Raw genomic sequence first — 17619 nt, 5'->3', positions numbered from 1 at the left:
GCACGGTGAAAGCGGCCGCCGGCCTTTTGCGTTAAAATAAGCCTCCAACCCACGGCAGACAAGCGTCATCAGCTATAGAAAATATAGCGTACAGGGCTGATCCAGGCTGGGCTCTTTCGGGGCCGGCAGCCGCCGCAAGGCGGGTATCCTGGCCAGTCACGGCGCTTGATTTTGGGGAAGGAACCCCCAGATTCACTGCATGAACGCCACCCACACCCACCCCCTCAAAACCGACCTCACGGTCACCCATGTGCTGGCCGAGTTGCTGGAGCGCCTGGAGCACAGCGCGGAGCCCGTAGGCCCCGAGCAATACCGCTCCGTTGTGCTGCACCTGCTCGACGAGCTGGGCGAGGTGGAGCAGGGCGTGGCACTGGGCGCGTTGCTGGATACCCATCCGGCCGCCGCCGAGCTGTATGAAAACGTGAACTACCAGTACGCGGGCCTTTGCCGGTCCGCGCTGGACGCTTCGCTCGCCGCCGAGCAACTGGCCAAAGAGGCCCTGAACCGCGCGATGGGCAAAGCCGTGAACCCGCAAAACCCCCCAACCAAGGAAGATCCAAACCATGGCAAGAGCTGACGCCAAAACCGCTGTCCTCGCAGACGGCCTGCGATACAAGTCCAAGGTCTCGGGCTCCCCGTTCGCCGCCACCACTTCCTTCGGTGCGGCCACCATGTCCTGCTTTATGTGCGGAAAGCACCGCGCCCGTTCATTGATGGGCACGCGCAAGGTGCTGGGCAAATCCCAGGCCGTGTGCTCCCCCTCGTGCAAGGCGCTGGACGAAGCCCTCGCCAACGCCGCCAACCAGGGCTGATTACACAGACTGTTTCATCGCTTCCCGCGCCCTGGCCCTCGTATCGTCTTGATCACGTCACGGGCCAGGGCGCATACTGTCCCAATCCAGCATTGAACAGTTAAAGAAGAAAGGTGAATTCATGGCCTCCCAGCCCACGCCGGACCCGCTTCTGGAACCCGACGAAGCCATAGACCACATACGCGGCCGCTCGTCCGCCCCGGTCACCCTCGTCGAATACGGCGACTTCGAGTGCCCCTCCTGCTTCCAGGCCTACGGCGCTTTGAAAGTCATGCTGCCGCACTTCGGCCAGCAACTGCGTTTTGTCTACCGGCACTTCCCGCTGCGCGAGGTGCACCCCCATGCCGAACTCGCCGCCGAAGCGGCCGAGGCCGCCGGCGCCCAGGGCAAGTTCTGGCCCATGCACGAGCTGCTGTTCACCCACCAGCAGCACCTCAAAGAGAAGCAATTGCTCGAATACGCCGCCCAGGTCGGCCTGGACATGGCGCGCTACCAGAATGAAATGAGCGACCACGTCTACCTGCAGCGCGTGCAGGAGCACATGCAAAGCGGCCGCCACCTGGGCGTACGCTCAACACCCACCTTCTACGTCAACGGCGTGTTTTGCGACGTGTCTTTCGGGCTTCAGCATTTGCACGAAGCCATCGACAAGGCGCTGGCGCAATCGGGCCAGGCCTAAAACAGCTCTTAACCGTCCACAGGCTGCAAGGGCGTCACCAGCGTCTTCTGCAAAAACGCCACGTCCAGCCAGCGGCCGAACTTGAAGCCCGCTTGTTTGACGGTGCCGCAGTGCTCAAAACCCAGGCGCTTGTGCAGCTCCATGCTTGCGCTGTTGTCCAGATCGATCGCGCCCACCACCACGTGCATGCCGCGCTCCTCGGCCTGGGCGACGATGGCTTCCAGCAGCGCGCGCCCCAGGCCCCGGCCGCGGCTGCCTTTCTCGACGTAGACCGAATGCTCCACCGTGTACTTGTAGGCCGGAAACGCGCGGAAGGTGCCATAGCTCGCAAAACCCAGCAGCTTGCCGCCATCGTCTTCCAGCCCTATCACCGGAAACCCATTCGCCCGCTTGGTGGCAAACCAGGTCACCATGCTCTCGGGCGTGCGTGGCTTGTAGTCATACAGCGCCGTTGAATTGGCAATCGCCTCGTTCAAGATGGCCAGGATCTGGCCGGCATGGCGTTCTTCGGTGCAGAGCACGGGATGCATGGGACTCCTTGTTTTTTACCTGTGTAAATCTGCGAAATCTGCGGATGATTCTCTTTGTTGGCGAGCGCCTCAAGCCGCGGCAGACCCCGGCAGCGGCACCGCCTGCGCCGCATGGCGCGCGCGTATGCGCCTCACCTGCAGCGCCGCGCCAATGAGGTAAAGCAGCAGCAACACACCCGTGGCCGCCTTGAGCTCGGGCGCATCGGCATTGGGCAGCAGCGGCGCACCCAGCGGCAGGCGCGTGGAGGTTTCAGTGATCGCCGGGATCATATGGAACAAGAAGGTGATCGAATAGCTCAGCGTCTCGACATACGCCGAAGCGCGGCCCAGCACCTTGGTGTTGCCCGCCACCCAGGCAATGCCCAGCACCAGCAAGGTGATGACGCCCAGCGCATGCGGCTTGCCGAAACCGCCATGCTGGAAGATGCCGAAACCCGTGAGGCAGGTCAGCACGGTGGTCCAGATATAGACCCGGCCCAGGGTAGAGGCCGCGATAATTTCCTTGTCACGGAAGAAGGCGATCAGCGCCGCCGCGACGGCCACCAGGCTGATGAGGGTGTGGGCCACGCCCAGGTAAGTGAGACCATAAATCATCGGAATCTCCTTGAGGTTTGGAAGGGACGATGTGGGGCTGCATTCGTTGGCGTGTGGATACAAGCAAACGCCATGCCGCGCAGATTGTGGCGTTCGCTGCGGCCTTTGCCTATGGTTTTGCGGGGCAATCTGGCCGCGGCCCGATAATCGGTAGCATCCCGTGGCCGCAACAGGCTATTCACTGACACCAAAGTACTCATGAAGAAAACATTCCAGCTCAAAATCGAAGGCAAAAACCGCGAGCGCCTGCTCGAAGCCGCCAAACACGACATCCGCAAATACTTCAAACGTGAGCGTGCCAAGGCCCTGCCCAAGGGCGTGGACTTCTGGGACTTTGATTGCAGGTCAGGCTACAGCGAAGCCTCGGCCGCTACCGTCTCCGAGGCCGACCTCATCAAGTCGATTGACGAAATCGTCAAGGACGGCGGCGAGCAGTTTTATGTCGAGGTGCTGGCCAAGCCTGGTATCAAGGTGGCGCGGGTGAGGAATGAGGGTGAGGATGATTGGGCTGAGGGGGAATAACGAATCTCCGACGCTCTCAGGCTTTTTGCCACCATCATCAAAAAGACGACCAGCGTAGTGCGCTGAATTCGGTCGAAGTTCAGTTCGGGTATCAACAACAATCGAGAGGGAGATGATGATTTCACGCCATGCTTTTCTGGCTGTGCTTGCAGCAGCGCTGCTGGCAGGTTGCGCACCCCGTGCCACCTACATGCCAATCAATCCAGTCAACAACGAAAAACTCAAAAACGCACGAGTTGTATTTGAACGGCTGCCGTCCATCCCCCTCGTATACCGGGTTCGCCCGAGTGCGTCTGCTGACTCGACTGCGGCTGCGCAGAAGAGGGCCCGGGAGTCCATTGAGCCCGTGCTGGAAACATTGCAGAAGAACTCATCCTCCTTGGTCGCGCAGGCATTGGCTCAACGTGGCATTCAGCCGGGAGCCGATACGACCATATTTCTTCGGCCAGTCAGCGGTGATATCGGGGACCGTGGTGCGCTTGTGTTCCTCGAAGTGACCGTTCAGCACAAAGATGCGTCGAAGGCTTCATGGATCTGCAAGATCCCGGACAGCCCGTCAGTGGGCGAGGACGATAAAGCAGTGGCCGCGAAGTTTTCCAGTCGCGTCATAGAGGAGTTGGAAAAAGCCGGTTTTATCCCCAAGCTGTGAGCTTGATAGCCGGTGACCCTGGATATATGGATAGAGATATAGCCTCCCCTCAAGGCTCATTCCCCGACACCTTCAAGCAGGGCGACATATTCTGGATGGAGCCCGATCCCTCACGCGGCTCCATCCCGGGCTCCCCGCATCCCCATGTCATCGTGCAGGACGACGTCTTTAACCGCTCCCGCATCAGCACCGTGGTTGTGTGCGCGCTGACCTCCAACCTGAACCGCGCGACCGAGCCGGGCAATGTCTTGCTGGAGCCCGGCGAGGGGAATCTGCAGAAGCAAAGCGTGGTCGTCGTGTCGCAGGTCTCTTCGGTTTACAAGACGCGCCTCGGTGAACACATAGGGCGCTTGTCGGGTGAACGGGTTCAGCAGATACTGGCGGGCATGCGATTTTTGCAGGCGTCGTTTCTCAATCGATAGCGGAATACCTTCAATGACACTTCCTCTCACGTACCCCGATGGAGTGCCAGTGCGCGATGGCGACAAAGTACTCACGGAACACGGTAGCTCTTCCGGGACCGTGCTCGAGGTGGCGCTCGAAGAAGCGCGTAAGGAAGATCGCGGCATGCAAGGGAGAGGTGTTGTCGTAGACGTCCACCCGCGAGGGTTGATCTTTCTCTCCGAAACCTACCTCGATAAAGAACCATTGCAGTTCGTTGCGCGTGGGCCGGATGCCTCAACAAGGTTTGGTGCTGCAGCGGTCCTCGGAATGGCGGCAATCGCTCTTATCCCGGCACTGATTTCCTTGTGCAGTGCAATTTTTCATGCTTGGTCGACCGGACAAGTGATGGTGGTCAGTCTGGGTAGAACGGAAACCAAGACGGAATATGTCCCCTGGGTAACAGGATGGGCCAGGTTCGCCGGCCCCATTGTGCTCATATGTTCGCTTGGTGTTTATGTTGGTGCGCGGTCTCTGTCGTGGCGATGGTGGATGGCCGCTGCCGGTTGTGCCATTGGCCTTTCCTTGCTGTGCTTTTCCCTGTGGTTCACTTCCTTACGAGGCACGCTCTGGTTCCTGACGGGCAATGCATTCGTCTTGGGGGTGCTTTATATCGGCAAGCAATTTATGCGACCGCATAAGAAGTGATCACTGCTCAAATTCTTGATCGGCTGCTAGATTGCTCCATACCAACCCTCAGCAACTCATGAAACTATTGTTAAGTGCGCTCTTTTGCTGGATGCAGTTTTCCGGGATGGTTGCCATTGCCGGTGGTTCATCTGATTCCACAACGCTCTCCTATCGCATCGCGCAGTACCACTTCGAGACAGCGTCTGAAAACAACCCGGGGCCGATTCATGTTGAGTTTGCTTATCCAGTTTTCCTGGGAGGAGACGCTGTCTCCACGAACCGGTTGAACGGATGGCTTAGGCGCACTGCATTGGCAACGTTCTTTATGGGTGATGAGGTGAGCCTGTCTCGTGCCGTGCAATTGACGGATCGCAAGTTGATTGAGTCTCTAGCTTCGAAGGGGACGGCAGACATGACTCAGTCGGTGTTGCGCCCTGATTCGGCCTCGGGGAATATCTTGACCTTTACGCTGCGTGTCGAATCGCAGGGTATTGCCCGGTCGCATCACGGCATCGCTGTGTATGCCTATGACACCAAAACTCGAGATTCTGTGACGGTGCAGTCGCTTTTCAAATCCGATGCGGAGCAAATCCTGGCGGACTACTTCCTGGAGGATATTCGAAAGGAGGCGCCAGGATGCCAAGCCATCGACTTTTCCTGGGACCATGTCACGCTGCGCGGACCCAGTGAAGCGTCTCTTTATTTTCCATTCAACCCAGCGCAACAGGAATGCGGCGATCTTGGGTACTTGAAAGGGAAAAAGGTCCGAGATTTGCTCAAGTCGCCAAGTCTGCTTTTACCCATTCGGAAACTCAAAGAAGTGACCTGAAGGCCGCCCACACCATGCCAGCGTCGAGTCCCTCCACCCTTACATTGCTTGTGCTTCTTCCGCTGGTCGCGTGGCGCGTCTATGCCCGCTTTCGCCGCATGGTGGGGCGCCAGCGCCTGTCGAGGATTCGTCCCTGGATCACGCTGATGATCTTTCCTGTCCTGATAGTCCTGCTTGGCTTTGCCGCGCGCGAGCACCTGGATCGGCTTTGCTGGCTTGCGGGCGGCGTGGGCCTGGGCGCCTGGCTGGGCGTCTTCGGGCTGGGCAAGACGCGCTTTGAGCCGACACCCCAAGGCCTGTTCTACACGCCCAATGCGCACCTGGGCATTGCACTGTCACTGCTGTTTGTCGCACGCATTGTGTATCGCGTGGTCGAGGTTTATGTCATCGCGCCGGGCATGCCGAACGGAGTCGGTGATTTCGCGCGCAGCCCGCTCACACTGGCTGTTTTTGGCCTGCTGGCGGGTTACTACATCAGCTATGCCGTTGGCCTTGTGCGCTGGCGCTTTCGTGTTCTGCGGGCGAAGAGGGAGCGTGAAGCGTTGGGGCGGGATACTTAAGATATTGCCATCTTTGTAGATTGGCTCGGACGTCACTTTTTGGCCGCGAAAGTCTCAGCAAAAAACCAATAGATGGGTGCAGCGAAAAGAAGATAGAAGACGTAAGCAAGGTCGGTGTCGCCACCTGACGTGCACAGGCGCATCGAAACGCAACCGGCAATAGCGAACCCGACGGCTACGACGACGCCAATCGTGACAAGAAAAGCGACCCCCCAAGCTCCGCTTTTTCCAGTGTTTCTTTTTTTCTGCCGGTTCATCCGGCCCATAAACGAAGCCATGGCAATGCCGATCAGTACCGCACACAAAACCAGGATGAATTTCATCATTTCGCGTCCATCTCAAAGACGTTAAGGTCCACGTAGCCGGCTTATCGGCGCAGCCGAGGCTGTCACGGCTGCGCTTGACCTGTCCCCGCATCCGAAACGGTCTGCTCCCGAAACACCACTTCGAATTTGAGCTCACGGCAATAGCCTTCGATCTGCTCAAGCACACTGGCACCCAATGCATTGGTCTTGGGTGGATGGTAGATAAGCACCCGAACCGGCCGTGAGTCGTCAATCTCCGGAAACTTTTTGCGCAGTTCGCCGCTTTTCACCACTGCGGCATAGAGGTTGAGCTTGCGGATGACGCGTCGCTTGGTCAGCCCGTCCTCAAGCGGAAGGTCTATGACCAGGAACAAGGTGGCCTGGCCCGTGGATTTTTCGACCACCACGCGGTCAATGCGGCCTAGGTCCGTGACAGCGGGCTTTGCCGTCGCAGCAAGGCTGCACAGCAGAAGCAGCGATGTCAACGCGAGCGTCCTTTGCAAACCTCGGCTCAGATGAATGAATCGCAACCAGGGAAAGAACATCATCTGGACAGATTGGCTCTATTTGCAAGCCACTCGCACCGAGACCGAGTCAACCCTGACCGCGGCCGTGGGTGGCGCCGGGACGGTAGTCTGTGGATTGGTAGTAATGAAGAGCCGCTCACCTTCGAGGCGGTATTGATAGTCGCGGGTTGCTCCCACAAGGTCCGGGCGGGAGCTGTGGGAGACCATGGTTGCGGTATACGTACCTGGCTTGGTGACGCGGTAGCTGTAGTCAATCTGGGCTTCACTGCCGGATACGGGGCAGCGCATGAGGATGTGGTCTGAAACGACCTGGAAAGAGCAATTGGCGGTCTGGGTTCTGCTGCTCCCGTCCTTGAGGTACTGGACAACACTTTCGCCCTGCCAGCAGCCCTGGAGATCCGGGCCCGCGGCGGACACCGATGGGCTTGCAAGCAGCGCAAGCACCATGCTGCAGAGCGCCAGAGGTATTTTGAAGGTTTGCACCATGTTCATGAGCTGTCCTTTGCGGCCGCAGCCCGCAACTTATCCTTCTTGCTAGGCCGCTTCCCCTTGATCCCACCGGTCCCCGCAGGGTCCACCGGGTTCACCGCAGCCACTTCCAACCGCTCAAAACCCGCGACCTGCTCACGCGGCACTTTCAGGCCCAGGCGCTTTTCAATGAGCTTGAAGTGGGCCTCGGTGTCCGCACTCACAAAACTCACAGCCACCCCCGATTCACCGGCGCGGCCGGTGCGGCCTATGCGGTGGGTGTAGTCGGTGACCGAGCGCGGCAGGTCGTAGTTGACGACGACGGGCAGCTGCGCGATGTCTATGCCGCGCGCGGCGACGTCGGTGGCGACGACCACTTGCACCGCCTTGATCTTGAAGTCCTGCAGCACTTGGGTGCGTTTGCCTTGGCTCAGTTCGCCGTGGAAGGGTTCGGCCTGGATGTCCACTTTTCGCAGCTTGTCGGCGACGATTTCGGCGGCATGTTTGGTGGCGACGAAGACGAGGACGCGTTCCCATTTCTCGGTTTGCACCAGGTGGCGCAGCAGCTGGGTGCGGCGGGGGGCATCGACTTCAATCGCGCGCTGGGCGATGTCGGGCACGGCTTGCACCACGGGCGCGACTTCGACGCGCAAAGGATTGCGCAGCAGGCTGGCGGCCAGGGCTTCAATCGCGGGCGGGAAGGTCGCTGAAAAGAACAAGGTCTGGCGCTTGGCCGGCAGCAGGGCCAGGATGCGATTGAGTTCTTCGCCAAAGCCCAGGTCCAGCAGGCGGTCGGCTTCGTCGAGCACCAGGCTGGTGGTGCCGGCCAGGGTCAGGGCGTTGTGGTCTATCAAGTCCAGCAGCCTGCCCGGTGTGGCGACCACGATGTCGGCGCCGCCGCGCAGGTTCATCATTTGCGGGTTGATGGAGACACCGCCGAATACCACGGCCACTTTCACGCGCTGCGGCAAGTACCTGGCGAAGCTGACGATGGCTTCACCGACCTGCGCGGCCAGCTCGCGTGTGGGCACCAGGATGAGCGCGCGCACGGGCCGGTGGCCGCTGGGCGTGGTAGTGGTTGCCAGGCGCTGCAGCAGCGGCAGCGCAAAGGCCGCGGTCTTGCCCGAGCCGGTCTGGGCCGAGGCCACCAGGTCGCGGCCTTCCAGGATGGCCGGGATAGCGGCCTGCTGGATGGGCGTGGGGGCGGTATAGCCTTTTTCGTCGAGGGCGCGCATGAGCAGGGGCAGCAGCGCGGGCGAAAAGCCCAGTGAGGAAAATGGCATGGAGTGGTGTGGAGGAGGGTGGGAGGACGCGGTATTGGCCGCGTGGAGCGAGCCCGGCAAGGCCGCCTGAAGCCTCAAGTTTAAGGCCGCGTGCTTTTAGCCCCGGCCGGCGCCAGAAACAGCAGCGCGCAGGCCGAGGCGCCCAGGGCGCACAGCACACAGCCCAGCACCACCCAGCGAAAGGCCGCCACCAGCAATTCGGGCGGGGCCGATTGCACTGGCCCCTGCAGCGCGGCGGCAAACACCACGCCCATCAGCGCCACGGCCAGCAGGCCGGCCACACGCGCGACGGCGTTGTTGATGCCCGAGGCAATGCCGGCATGGGCGGCGGGCACGGCGTTCATGACGGTGGTGGTCAGCGGCGCGACGGCAATCGTCATGCCCAGGCCCAGCACCACCATGGCCGGGAAAAAGCCGGCCCAGTAAGGCCAGCCCACGCCGGGCAGGGCCAGCAGCGCAAAACCCGCGGCGGCCACGGCCGGCCCGGCCATCAGCATGGCGCGCGCGCCAAAACGCTCGGTGAGTTTGGCGGTGGCCGGCGACAGAAAGCCCAGCAGCAGCGAGAAGGGCAGCAAGGTGGCGCCCGCGGCGGTGGCCGAGTATTTAAACGCGCCTATCAGCACAAAAGGCAAAAAGAACAGCGCGCCGCTGAGCGCGAAGTAGAGCAGCAGCGTGAGCAAATTGGTACCCACAAAATCACGCGACTTGAACAGGCCCAGCGGCATCATGGGTGCGCGCGTGCGGGCCTGCACAACCACAAAAGCCAGCAGCAGCGCCGCGCCCAGCGCAATGGGGCCCAGCACGACGGCCGCCTGCCAGCCGCGTTCGGGCGCCAGGGTCAGGCCGTAGGTCAGGCCGCCCAGGCCGCTGGCCGCCAGCAGCACGCCGGGCCAGTCGAGCTGCTTTGGCGCATCGGGGTCGCGGCTGTCGGGCACGGCGTACAGCGCCAGCCACACGGTGGCCACGGCCATGGGCACATTCAAAAAGAAGATGGAGCGCCACGACACCGCATCCACCAGCCAGCCGCCCAGCACAGGCCCGGCCGCACCGGTGATCGCCGCCCAGGCGGCCCAGGTGCCGATGGCTTTGCCGCGCGCCTCGCCTTCAAACACATTGCCGATGATGGCCAGGCTGGCCGGCACCAGCAGCGCCGCGCCCACGCCCTGCAGGGCGCGCGCGGCGATCAGCGCCAGCGGCCCGGGCGCGAAGCCGCAGGCGACGGAGGCGGCCGTAAAGATCGCGATGCCGATGATGAAGACCTTGCGCCGCCCAAAGCGGTCACCCAGCGAGCCGCCCACCAGCACCAGCGAGCCCAGCAAGAGCAGGTAGGCATTGATGACCCATTGCATCTCGGCCAGCCCGGAGGCCGAGCCGCCGGCCAGGTCGCGCTGGATGGCGGGCAGGGCGATATTGACGACCGAGCCGTCGATAAACGCCATGGAAGAACCGAGCACCGTGGCGGCCAGCGCCAGCTTGGGATGCGCCGCCCCGCCGCAGTCGCCGCCCTGGGCGCGGATGATGCCTTCGTCACAGGGGGCGTGCGGGTTGCCGGGCATGGAATTTCCTGGTGTTAAGCGGGGAGGGCTTGCAATGATGTTGACGCGTGCTGGACCGGTTGTTTGACAAATTGTCTAGTAATGGATAATATTTCCAAATGTCAAAAGCCGAACAAGCAACTCTGCAAGCATCGCAGCTCGCCCCTCATCCTGCCAGCTTAGAGAAAGAAGCGCATCAGGCCACATCGCCGGCTGATGCGCGGCTTCTGCTGCTTGACAAACACGCGGTCGAGTCCTTCCTGCTACCGGCCGATGTGCTGGAGGCCACACGCGAGGCCTTTGTGCTGCAAAGCCAGGGCGAGGGCCGCGTGTTCTCGCTGGTGCGTGAAAGGCTGGCCACCGGCGGCGTGTTCGGCATCAAGTCGGGTGACGTGGGCTCGCAGTCGCTGCTGGGCTTCAAGGCGGCGGGCTTCTGGCCCGGCAACCCGGCGCGCGGCGCTGACGCGCACCAGGCCACCATCATGCTGTTTGACCCGGCCACCGGCCGGCCTTCCTGCCTGATCGACGGCAATGCCGTGACCACCGAGCGCACCGGCGCCGCAGGCGGCCTGGGCCTGCAACTCGCCCGACCCGACAGCCGCACGGTGTGCGTGTTCGGCACCGGGGTGCAGGCGAAGGCGCAGCTGCGCTATGCCATCCGCCTGCTGCCCGGCTTGCGCCAGGTGTTTTACGCCACGGCTGACGGGCAGCCCAACCCAGGGTTCGAGGCGCTGTTTGCCGGCCAATGCGCCATCGCGCACGCGGCGGACGTGAATGCCGCTGTGGCCCGGAGCGATGTGCTGATTGCGGCTACCACCGGCAAGGGCCCGCTGTTCGAACTCGCGGCCGTGCAGCCCGGCACCCATATCAATGCAGTAGGCACCGACACCAAGGGCAAGCGCGAGCTGCCCGAAGGCCTGCTCGCCAGGGCGCGCGTGTTTGTGGACGATGCCGCGCAGTCGCGCGGCATTGGCGAGCTGCAGTGGGCGCCCGAAACCGCCTGCACGGAGATCGGCGATGTGCTCTCGGGCAAGGCGGCCTTTGCGCGCGACGTTAACGACATCACTGTGTTCGACATGACCGGCATCGCCTTGCAAGACCTTACGGTTGCGCGCATGCTGGAGCAGCACGCGCGCCTTGCGGGCAAGGGCCAAAGCATCAGCTGGCCCTGGTAACTGACTTGATTGATTCCCATACAGCCCCCGGAGATTCCCTTGACCGCCACCACCCAGTCCCACCCCCTGGCCGCCCTGGACACGCCCGCCGCCGTGATCGACCTGGCGCGCATGCAGCGCAACATAGCCCGCATGCAGCAGCGCATGAACGCGCTGGGCGTGCGCTTTCGCCCGCACGTCAAAACCAGCAAGTGCACACCGGTGGCGCGCGCGCAGGCCCGGGCCGGGGCCGAGGGCATTACCGTTTCCACGCTCAAGGAGGCCGCGCAGTTTTACGCCGATGGCTTTAACGACATTCTTTATGCCGTGGGCATGGTCGCGGCCAAGCTGCCGCAGGCGCTGGCGCTGCGGCGCCAGGGCTGTGATTTGAAAATCATCACCGACAGCGTGGCCTCGGCCGAAGCCATTGCCGCTTTCGGCCGCGAGCAGGGCGAAAAGTTCGAGGTCTGGATAGAAATCGACAGTGACGGCCACCGCTCCGGCATCAAGCCCGGCGAAGCCGCCTTGCTGGACGTGGCACGCGTGCTGCGCAACGGCGGCATGCTGCTGGGCGGCGTGATGACCCATGCCGGCTCCAGCTATGACCTGAACACGCCCGAGGCGCTGGCCGCCATGGCTGAACAGGAGCGCGCCGCCTGCGTGCAAGCCGCCGGGCGCCTGCGCGAAGCGGGCTTTGCCTGCGCGGTGGTCAGCGTGGGCTCCACGCCCACGGCGCTGTCGGCGGCGCAGCTGGACGGCGTGACGGAAGTGCGCGCCGGGGTCTATGTGTTCTTTGACCTGGTGATGCACAACATCGGCGTGTGCACGACGGACGACATCGCGCTCAGCGTGCTGACGACGGTGATTGGCCATCAGCCCGAGAAAGGCTGGGCGATTGTGGACGCCGGCTGGATGGCCATGAGCCGCGACCGCGGCACCCAAAAGCAGCAGCACGATTTCGGCTACGGCCAGGTCTGCGATGCCGAAGGCGAGGTGTTGGCCGGTTATGTGCTCAGCGGTGCCAACCAGGAGCACGGCATCCTCTCGCGCGAAGGCGCACCCGACACCGACATCGCCAAGCGCTTCCCCATCGGCACGCAGCTGCGCATACTGCCCAACCACGCCTGCGCCACCGGCGCGCAGCATCCTGAATACCATGCGCTGGCGGAGAATGGCGAGGTCGCCACCTGGCGGCGGCTTTACGGCTGGTGAAGGTTATTTCAGGGCTTTGAGTTCCGCTCCCTCTCCAGCGGGAGTGGGATAACGCGCGTGAGATTTCACTCCCTCTCCTTCTGGGGTAAAGCGCGCGTGAATTCACTCCCTCTCCCTCTGGGAGAGGGCAGGGGTGAGGGGCGCGGCCTGTGCATGACACGATGGCTTATCTGCCGCCGCTGCCCCTCACCCCTACCCTCTCCCAGAGGGAGAGGGGGTAAATCCGGGACTGCCTCGTGTTTTTCTCTGTCTTTTCTCGTTCCCTCTCCCTCTGAGAGAGGGGGTCAAACAACAGCGCCACATGCGCGGTATGTGATTCTTAACGGCACATGCTGTAGCCGCCGGTTTCCAGGTGAAAGTGATCCTGGTGTACCGCGTTGTAGTCGGGGCCCAGCACCCCCTTGAAGTATTTGCAGGCGCCCTCGTGCGCATCGCGCAGCAGCAGCGCTTCGGGGCCCGGCGGTGCGCTTGTGCCTTCAGGGGGCCAGTGCTTGAGCACCGTGACGCGCTGGCCGTTGGCAAGCGTCAAGGCTGAGATGTCCAGCGCATTGGCGGTCGCATGGCGGCTGCGCGCGCGGGCCGGCGCAAGGGACGACGCTCCTTCGCCGGTGTTCACGTTGCGGCAGGCGTAGCTGCCCAGGTGGTCCATGCCGGCCACGCGCTGGTCCATGCGGCGCTGCGCCGCGGGCTGCAGCGCATGCCTTTCCCACATGAAGAAAGACAGCGCCATCGGGCAGCTGAGCGCAAGCGGCGCGCCCAGGCGCACCGGCGCCTTGCGCAGCCGCACCGCGTTCTGGAAGCCGCAGCCTTCGCCGGTGCTGCGGTCGGGGAGGATGTCGTACTGCATGCCGGTGCCCGCCAGCGCGGCCAGGCAGCGTTCCGGGTCGTTGCGCGCGCGCGAAAGTTTGTAGCCGGTCAGCAGGCCCGGCTGCGCCATCACGTCCAGCGGCGCCCAGGGGTTGATTTGCGGGGGAATGTGGAGCATGCCGGCATACACGCCGTAGGCCCCTGCCGCAAGGGTGCTCCACAGCACCAACGCCAGCCCGCGGCCCCAGCGCAAGGGGGCTGCGGGCGGTTCCTCAGGCGCGGGGAGGGGATCCRGGGGCATGCCTGTTTATAGCCGAGCCGGGCAGGCGGGTTTGCCAGGCGCAAAAGTTTGTAGCAGCGGGGGCGCAGCCCGGCAGGCAGGGCTTTAATCCGGCATCATGCAGGCATGGGTGTTGCACGAGCAGCGCCTGCTTTTTTATCTTCATGCGCAACGGAGTTCCTGATGGCTGACGACTCAACCTCCACACCACCGCCGCTGGCCGAAAGCCGGCGCCACCAGATGTTCCCCGTGCTCAGCGCGGCGGAAATCGCGCGCATCCACCGCTTCGGCACGGTGCTGCATTTCCGCAAAGGCGACAGGCTGTTCGCCGCCGGTGAGCCCGGCCCCGGCATGTTTGTGATGCTCAAGGGCTCGGTCACCATCACGCAGCGCGACGGCCTGGGCCACGTGCAGCCCATCGTCACGCAGGGCCCGGGCCAGTTCCTGGCCGAAGTAGGCCAGCTCTCGGGCGCGCCGGCACTGGTCGACGGCCACGCCGAAGATGATGTAGACGCCCTGCTGGTGCCACCCGGCCAACTGCGCGCCCTCATCATTGCCGAGGCCGACCTGGGCGAGCGGGTGGTGCGCGCGCTGATTTTGCGGCGCGTGGCGCTGATCGAGGCCGGCGCCAGCGGCCCGGTGCTGATAGGCCGGCCGCAGTCGGCCGCGGTGGTGCGGCTGCAAAGTTTTTTGAACCGCAACGGTGAACCGCACCACGTGGTCGACATCGCGCAGGACACGGACGCCGCCGCGCTGATGGAGCAGTACGGCGCCGCCGCGGGTGACGTGCTGGCGGTCTGCCCCGACGGCTCGGTGCTGGTGAACCCCGGCGAAAACCAGCTGGCCCGCTGCATGGGCATGGTCGACACGGTGGAGCACCCCGAGCTCTTCGACGTCATTGTGGTGGGCGGCGGGCCCGCCGGCCTGGCGACCGCGGTGTATGCGGCCTCGGAAGGCCTGCAGGTGATGGTGCTGGATTGCAGGGCCTACGGCGGCCAGGCCGGCGCGAGCGCACGCATCGAGAACTACCTGGGTTTCCCGACCGGCATCTCGGGCCAGGCGCTGGCCGGCCGCGCTTATGTGCAAGCGCAAAAATTCGGCGTCGAGATGCTGATCCCCGCGCAGGCCCAGTCGCTGGACTGCACGGCCAAGGCCATCAAGGGCGAGCTGCATGTGAAGCTGACCGACGGCCGAACCCTGCGCGCCAAAACCGTGGTGGTGGCCAGCGGCGCGCGCTACCGCCGGCCCGAGGTGCCGCGCCTGGCCGAGTTTGAAGGCCGCGGCGTCTGGTACTGGGCTTCGGCGCTGGAGGCCAAGATGTGCAGCCAGACCGAGGTGGTGCTGGTCGGCGGCGGCAACTCAGCCGGCCAGGCGGCGGTGTTTTTGTCGCAGCACGCGGCCAAGGTCAATATGCTGGTGCGCGGCCCCAGCCTGGCGGCCAGCATGTCGCGCTACCTGATAGACCGCATAGGCGCCACGCCCAATATCGAGCTGCTGCCGCAGACCGAGGTGGTCAAGCTGCACGGCGACGGCAATGCCGGCCTGAGCGCCGTCACCTGGCGCAACCGCCAGCGCGGCACCGAGCATGACGCCGAGGTGCGCAACGTTTTCCTCTTCGTCGGCGCCGACCCGGAGACCGGCTGGCTGGACAGCTGCGGCGTGGCCCTTGACGCGCACGGTTTTGTGCGCACCGGCGAAAGCGTCACCTGCAAACATTCCGACTACAAACCCGCGCCGCTGGAAACCAACATCCCCGGCTTGTTCGCCGTGGGCGACGTGCGCAGCGGCTCCGTCAAGCGCGTGGGCGGCGCGATAGGCGAGGGCGCCGCGGCGGTCTCGATGATCCACCAGCACCTGGCGGCCATGGAGCGCGCTTCCGCTACCGCCTGACGATTGAAGGAACCATTCCATGCGAATCAAACCCTGCAGCCACGTCCCCGCCGAAATCCATTCGCCGAATGCCAAAGGCTGCGAAGAGTGCCTGAAGACGGGTGACACCTGGATGCATCTGCGTTTGTGCGTGCACTGCGGCCATATCGGCTGCTGCGACGATTCAAAGAACAAGCATGCGAGCAAGCACCATGCGGCGACCGGGCATGCGGTGATCCAGTCGTTTGAGCCCGGCGAAAGCTGGATGTGGTGCTATGACCACCAATTACAGGTAGGTTAGGGCGCGGCGGCAGCGGGCGGTGGTGCGACCTTGGTGGCCTTGGTGAACTCAGTCGTGGCCACCATTACCGGGCTCGATCTTGGGCTGCGCTGCCAGTGCTCGTCGGCGGCTTTCTGCACCGCGTCCTTGTCGTAGTGGCCTTTGGACAGATCGGCCCAGACATGCACATAGGTTTTGCACCAGGCATCCCGAGCCTCGTTGATCTTTTCCTCGGAAAGCTCGGGGGTGGTTTCCGGGGTGGGGGTGGGGTCGGAGGCCATACGTCATCCTAGCGGGCTGGGGCGCGCGAGTCCACTGCGGTAATTTCAGTTGGCCGCTATTTGCACCACTGCTTCTCGCAGGGAATGCCGTCGTTGTTTCCATCCATCTTGGTGCCGGGGCAATTTTTCAGGAAAAAGGTCGCCTCAGCGCATGAACTCATCTGTGAGCAGTAGGTCCGGCCGTCGCATTTGAACGGACTGGCCGCCACGGGTGACGCAGGCGCGCCGGGAAACACGGGGGCGGGCTGGGTGGCGACGGCGGGCGCCTGCTCTTTTGTCACGGTCAGGTGCTTCGCCTGATACCTGACGAAGCCTTGCCATCCCAGCAGACAGAGAAGAGCGATGACGAACAGGCGTTTCATGTGTCCGCCATGTTGCCGGATTTTCAGGGGTTCCGGTAGGTTTTGTCGCTGTGCGGCGCAGCCATGAACTCCGGCAATTGCTCGGCCCGCACCGAGAACTCGCGCAAGGCCGGGTAGTCCGCCGCGTTGACCACCTCGGGCAGCATGGCCTGCGTGAAGTGCCAGGCAATGCCCGCCGTCACGCCGTCCTGGCCCATGGTGTCGCTGCTCAGGGCCAGGGGTTTGCGCTGCAGTTCCGCCTCAAGTTCGCCGTAGGCCGCCAGCAGCTGGCCGGTTACGCGAGAGACCCAGGGCTGATGCAGTTTTTCGGCGGGGCGCAGGTGGCGCTCGTACACGATCTGCACGCTTTTCTCGCAGGCGGCCAGGGCCAGGCCGATCACGCGCAGCGCCTGCTGACGCTCGGCCAGCGTGGAGGGCATCAGGCTACGGCCTGCCGGTGCCTGCGCCGCCAGCGCTTCGGCGTAGTCGAGGATCAGCGTCGAATCCATCAGCACCGTGCCGTCGTCGCAGACCAGCGAGGGCGCTTTGACCACCGGGTTGATGGCMCGGAATTTTTCGAAGGTGCTGAACACCGAAATCGATTGATGCTCAAAGCGCAGGCCSAGGAGCTGCAGGGAAATGGCYACGCGGCGRACGTAGGGSGAGTCGAGCATTCCGATGAGTTTCATGGGGGTCCTTTGGTGCTGAAGGCTCTTGCTGGTTCGGGCTTGGGTTGATCGTATCAAGGGTTAGGGGGATTTGCCGGGTCTTGCGCCGGCCTTGCGCGCTCTTCCCTCTTCTTCCTCCTCTTTCCTCTTTTTGGTCTAGCTGGCCGGGACTCGCCCCGGCGGGCGACTTACTTTCTTTTGCTTCGCCAAAAGAACGTAAGCAAAGAAAAGGCGACCCGCAGTCTGGGTCCCTGCGCTTCGCTACGGGCAACCTGCGGTGCTCGAGCCAAGCGGGGTCAAAAACAACTCGCTTCGCTCAAACACGTTTTTGCCCTGATCCGCTTGTCTCTGCGCTCCTCGGCC

The 17619-nt window shown here is 63.3% G+C and carries 24 protein-coding genes; 13 read left to right on the top strand and 11 right to left on the bottom strand.

Features of this window, described 5'->3' with window-relative positions:
- Nucleotides 1-199: 199 nt before the first annotated feature.
- The 3 genes from AC1DXS_RS13190 to AC1DXS_RS13180 all read left to right on the top strand — a co-directional run bounded on the left by AC1DXS_RS13190 (nucleotide 200) and on the right by AC1DXS_RS13180 (nucleotide 1491).
- Nucleotides 200-577, top strand: coding sequence for a hypothetical protein (locus AC1DXS_RS13190; protein ID WP_477737944.1), 378 nt, complete (start codon nucleotides 200-202; stop codon nucleotides 575-577).
- Nucleotides 564-812: a hypothetical protein gene (locus AC1DXS_RS13185; RefSeq protein ID WP_477737943.1), complete on the top strand. Its 249-nt coding sequence runs from the start codon at nucleotides 564-566 to the stop codon at nucleotides 810-812. Before AC1DXS_RS13190 ends, AC1DXS_RS13185 begins: the two co-directional genes overlap by 14 nt.
- 121 nt (nucleotides 813-933) lie before the next feature.
- Nucleotides 934-1491, top strand: a complete 558-nt coding sequence (locus AC1DXS_RS13180) for a DsbA family protein (protein ID WP_477737942.1) — start codon at nucleotides 934-936, stop codon at nucleotides 1489-1491.
- A gap of 8 nt (nucleotides 1492-1499) precedes the next feature.
- On the opposite strand, the gene AC1DXS_RS13175 is transcribed toward AC1DXS_RS13180, so the two are convergent.
- Together AC1DXS_RS13175 and AC1DXS_RS13170 are read right to left on the bottom strand one after the other, a co-directional pair.
- Nucleotides 1500-2021 (bottom strand): N-acetyltransferase family protein, encoded by a 522-nt coding sequence (locus AC1DXS_RS13175; RefSeq protein WP_477737941.1) that lies wholly within the window; start codon nucleotides 2019-2021, stop codon nucleotides 1500-1502.
- A 69-nt stretch (nucleotides 2022-2090) separates the two neighbouring features.
- Entirely contained in the window at nucleotides 2091-2615 is a 525-nt protein-coding gene (locus AC1DXS_RS13170; RefSeq protein ID WP_477737940.1) for a hypothetical protein, read from the bottom strand.
- Between the two features lie 198 nt (nucleotides 2616-2813).
- Between AC1DXS_RS13170 and AC1DXS_RS13165 the strand changes: the two genes are divergently transcribed.
- The 6 genes from AC1DXS_RS13165 (at nucleotide 2814) to AC1DXS_RS13140 (ending at nucleotide 6246) form a co-directional block, all read left to right on the top strand.
- Nucleotides 2814-3137 (top strand): DUF6172 family protein, encoded by a 324-nt coding sequence (locus tag AC1DXS_RS13165; RefSeq protein WP_477737939.1) that lies wholly within the window; start codon nucleotides 2814-2816, stop codon nucleotides 3135-3137.
- Between the two features lie 112 nt (nucleotides 3138-3249).
- Nucleotides 3250-3786: a hypothetical protein gene (locus tag AC1DXS_RS13160; RefSeq protein WP_477737938.1), complete on the top strand. Its 537-nt coding sequence runs from the start codon at nucleotides 3250-3252 to the stop codon at nucleotides 3784-3786.
- 26 nt (nucleotides 3787-3812) lie between these two features.
- Nucleotides 3813-4208 (top strand): type II toxin-antitoxin system PemK/MazF family toxin, encoded by a 396-nt coding sequence (locus AC1DXS_RS13155; protein WP_477737937.1) that lies wholly within the window; start codon nucleotides 3813-3815, stop codon nucleotides 4206-4208.
- 13 nt (nucleotides 4209-4221) lie between these two features.
- Nucleotides 4222-4875, top strand: a complete 654-nt coding sequence (locus AC1DXS_RS13150; protein ID WP_477737936.1) for a hypothetical protein — start codon at nucleotides 4222-4224, stop codon at nucleotides 4873-4875.
- Between the two features lie 58 nt (nucleotides 4876-4933).
- Entirely contained in the window at nucleotides 4934-5686 is a 753-nt protein-coding gene (locus AC1DXS_RS13145) for a hypothetical protein (protein ID WP_477737935.1), read from the top strand.
- A 14-nt stretch (nucleotides 5687-5700) separates the two neighbouring features.
- Nucleotides 5701-6246, top strand: a complete 546-nt coding sequence (locus tag AC1DXS_RS13140) for a CcdC protein domain-containing protein (protein WP_477737934.1) — start codon at nucleotides 5701-5703, stop codon at nucleotides 6244-6246.
- A 32-nt stretch (nucleotides 6247-6278) separates the two neighbouring features.
- On the opposite strand, the gene AC1DXS_RS13135 is transcribed toward AC1DXS_RS13140, so the two are convergent.
- The 5 genes from AC1DXS_RS13135 to AC1DXS_RS13115 form a co-directional block, all read right to left on the bottom strand.
- Nucleotides 6279-6572 carry a hypothetical protein gene (locus AC1DXS_RS13135; protein WP_477737933.1) on the bottom strand — a complete coding sequence of 98 codons (294 nt, stop codon included), beginning with the start codon at nucleotides 6570-6572 and terminating at the stop codon, nucleotides 6279-6281.
- A 62-nt stretch (nucleotides 6573-6634) separates the two neighbouring features.
- On the bottom strand, nucleotides 6635-7036 hold the full coding sequence (locus AC1DXS_RS13130) for a hypothetical protein (protein ID WP_477737932.1): 402 nt from the start codon (nucleotides 7034-7036) through the stop codon (nucleotides 6635-6637).
- Between the two features lie 78 nt (nucleotides 7037-7114).
- Nucleotides 7115-7570: a hypothetical protein gene (locus AC1DXS_RS13125; RefSeq protein ID WP_477737931.1), complete on the bottom strand. Its 456-nt coding sequence runs from the start codon at nucleotides 7568-7570 to the stop codon at nucleotides 7115-7117.
- Nucleotides 7567-8829, bottom strand: a complete 1263-nt coding sequence (locus AC1DXS_RS13120) for a DEAD/DEAH box helicase (protein WP_477737930.1) — start codon at nucleotides 8827-8829, stop codon at nucleotides 7567-7569. The genes AC1DXS_RS13125 and AC1DXS_RS13120 overlap by 4 nt, the downstream gene beginning before the upstream one ends.
- A gap of 80 nt (nucleotides 8830-8909) precedes the next feature.
- The gene (locus AC1DXS_RS13115; RefSeq protein WP_477737929.1) at nucleotides 8910-10385 is read right to left on the bottom strand and encodes an MFS transporter; all 1476 of its coding nucleotides are present in this window, start codon (nucleotides 10383-10385) and stop codon (nucleotides 8910-8912) included.
- 98 nt (nucleotides 10386-10483) lie between these two features.
- On the opposite strand from AC1DXS_RS13115, the gene AC1DXS_RS13110 reads away from it, so the two are divergent.
- The gene (locus AC1DXS_RS13110) at nucleotides 10484-11539 is read left to right on the top strand and encodes an ornithine cyclodeaminase family protein (protein WP_477737928.1); all 1056 of its coding nucleotides are present in this window, start codon (nucleotides 10484-10486) and stop codon (nucleotides 11537-11539) included.
- A gap of 39 nt (nucleotides 11540-11578) precedes the next feature.
- Nucleotides 11579-12730, top strand: a complete 1152-nt coding sequence (locus AC1DXS_RS13105) for a DSD1 family PLP-dependent enzyme (protein ID WP_477737927.1) — start codon at nucleotides 11579-11581, stop codon at nucleotides 12728-12730.
- Between the two features lie 319 nt (nucleotides 12731-13049).
- Here AC1DXS_RS13105 and AC1DXS_RS13100 read toward each other — a convergent pair whose 3' ends face one another.
- Nucleotides 13050-13838: an extensin-like domain-containing protein gene (locus AC1DXS_RS13100; RefSeq protein ID WP_477737926.1), complete on the bottom strand. Its 789-nt coding sequence runs from the start codon at nucleotides 13836-13838 to the stop codon at nucleotides 13050-13052.
- Nucleotides 13839-14000: 162 nt separating this feature from the next.
- Between AC1DXS_RS13100 and AC1DXS_RS13095 the strand changes: the two genes are divergently transcribed.
- Nucleotides 14001-15707, top strand: a complete 1707-nt coding sequence (locus tag AC1DXS_RS13095) for an FAD-dependent oxidoreductase (protein WP_477737925.1) — start codon at nucleotides 14001-14003, stop codon at nucleotides 15705-15707.
- Between the two features lie 19 nt (nucleotides 15708-15726).
- On the top strand, nucleotides 15727-15987 hold the full coding sequence (locus AC1DXS_RS13090; RefSeq protein ID WP_477737924.1) for a UBP-type zinc finger domain-containing protein: 261 nt from the start codon (nucleotides 15727-15729) through the stop codon (nucleotides 15985-15987).
- Here AC1DXS_RS13090 and AC1DXS_RS13085 read toward each other — a convergent pair.
- From AC1DXS_RS13085 to AC1DXS_RS13075, 3 genes are read right to left on the bottom strand one after another with little or no spacing between them, the layout of a single operon-like run.
- Nucleotides 15984-16247 (bottom strand): hypothetical protein, encoded by a 264-nt coding sequence (locus AC1DXS_RS13085; protein WP_477737923.1) that lies wholly within the window; start codon nucleotides 16245-16247, stop codon nucleotides 15984-15986. The genes AC1DXS_RS13090 and AC1DXS_RS13085 overlap by 4 nt on opposite strands.
- Before the next feature lie 56 nt (nucleotides 16248-16303).
- Nucleotides 16304-16609 (bottom strand): excalibur calcium-binding domain-containing protein, encoded by a 306-nt coding sequence (locus AC1DXS_RS13080; protein WP_477737922.1) that lies wholly within the window; start codon nucleotides 16607-16609, stop codon nucleotides 16304-16306.
- A gap of 23 nt (nucleotides 16610-16632) precedes the next feature.
- Nucleotides 16633-17277 carry a glutathione S-transferase gene (locus AC1DXS_RS13075; protein ID WP_477737921.1) on the bottom strand — a complete coding sequence of 215 codons (645 nt, stop codon included), beginning with the start codon at nucleotides 17275-17277 and terminating at the stop codon, nucleotides 16633-16635.
- Nucleotides 17278-17619 lie beyond the last annotated feature (342 nt).

Source organism: Polaromonas sp. P3_B1, assembly GCF_056402935.1.
The sequence above is the reverse complement of the archived record's forward strand: the minus strand, read 5'-3'. Positions and strand labels throughout refer to the sequence as shown.

Coding starts and splice junctions, on each gene's coding strand:
- AC1DXS_RS13150 (WP_477737936.1), top strand. CDS start 4,222: ATGACACTTCCTCTCACGTACCCCGATGGAGTGCCAGTGCGCGATGGC.
- AC1DXS_RS13185 (WP_477737943.1), top strand. CDS start 564: ATGGCAAGAGCTGACGCCAAAACCGCTGTCCTCGCAGACGGCCTGCGA.
- AC1DXS_RS13115 (WP_477737929.1), bottom strand. CDS start 10,385: ATGCCCGGCAACCCGCACGCCCCCTGTGACGAAGGCATCATCCGCGCC.
- AC1DXS_RS13085 (WP_477737923.1), bottom strand. CDS start 16,247: ATGGCCTCCGACCCCACCCCCACCCCGGAAACCACCCCCGAGCTTTCC.
- AC1DXS_RS13110 (WP_477737928.1), top strand. CDS start 10,484: ATGTCAAAAGCCGAACAAGCAACTCTGCAAGCATCGCAGCTCGCCCCT.
- AC1DXS_RS13125 (WP_477737931.1), bottom strand. CDS start 7,570: ATGAACATGGTGCAAACCTTCAAAATACCTCTGGCGCTCTGCAGCATG.
- AC1DXS_RS13170 (WP_477737940.1), bottom strand. CDS start 2,615: ATGATTTATGGTCTCACTTACCTGGGCGTGGCCCACACCCTCATCAGC.
- AC1DXS_RS13140 (WP_477737934.1), top strand. CDS start 5,701: ATGCCAGCGTCGAGTCCCTCCACCCTTACATTGCTTGTGCTTCTTCCG.
- AC1DXS_RS13155 (WP_477737937.1), top strand. CDS start 3,813: ATGGATAGAGATATAGCCTCCCCTCAAGGCTCATTCCCCGACACCTTC.
- AC1DXS_RS13120 (WP_477737930.1), bottom strand. CDS start 8,829: ATGCCATTTTCCTCACTGGGCTTTTCGCCCGCGCTGCTGCCCCTGCTC.
- AC1DXS_RS13180 (WP_477737942.1), top strand. CDS start 934: ATGGCCTCCCAGCCCACGCCGGACCCGCTTCTGGAACCCGACGAAGCC.
- AC1DXS_RS13145 (WP_477737935.1), top strand. CDS start 4,934: ATGAAACTATTGTTAAGTGCGCTCTTTTGCTGGATGCAGTTTTCCGGG.
- AC1DXS_RS13080 (WP_477737922.1), bottom strand. CDS start 16,609: ATGAAACGCCTGTTCGTCATCGCTCTTCTCTGTCTGCTGGGATGGCAA.
- AC1DXS_RS13175 (WP_477737941.1), bottom strand. CDS start 2,021: ATGCATCCCGTGCTCTGCACCGAAGAACGCCATGCCGGCCAGATCCTG.
- AC1DXS_RS13165 (WP_477737939.1), top strand. CDS start 2,814: ATGAAGAAAACATTCCAGCTCAAAATCGAAGGCAAAAACCGCGAGCGC.
- AC1DXS_RS13160 (WP_477737938.1), top strand. CDS start 3,250: ATGATGATTTCACGCCATGCTTTTCTGGCTGTGCTTGCAGCAGCGCTG.
- AC1DXS_RS13135 (WP_477737933.1), bottom strand. CDS start 6,572: ATGATGAAATTCATCCTGGTTTTGTGTGCGGTACTGATCGGCATTGCC.
- AC1DXS_RS13095 (WP_477737925.1), top strand. CDS start 14,001: ATGGCTGACGACTCAACCTCCACACCACCGCCGCTGGCCGAAAGCCGG.
- AC1DXS_RS13190 (WP_477737944.1), top strand. CDS start 200: ATGAACGCCACCCACACCCACCCCCTCAAAACCGACCTCACGGTCACC.
- AC1DXS_RS13090 (WP_477737924.1), top strand. CDS start 15,727: ATGCGAATCAAACCCTGCAGCCACGTCCCCGCCGAAATCCATTCGCCG.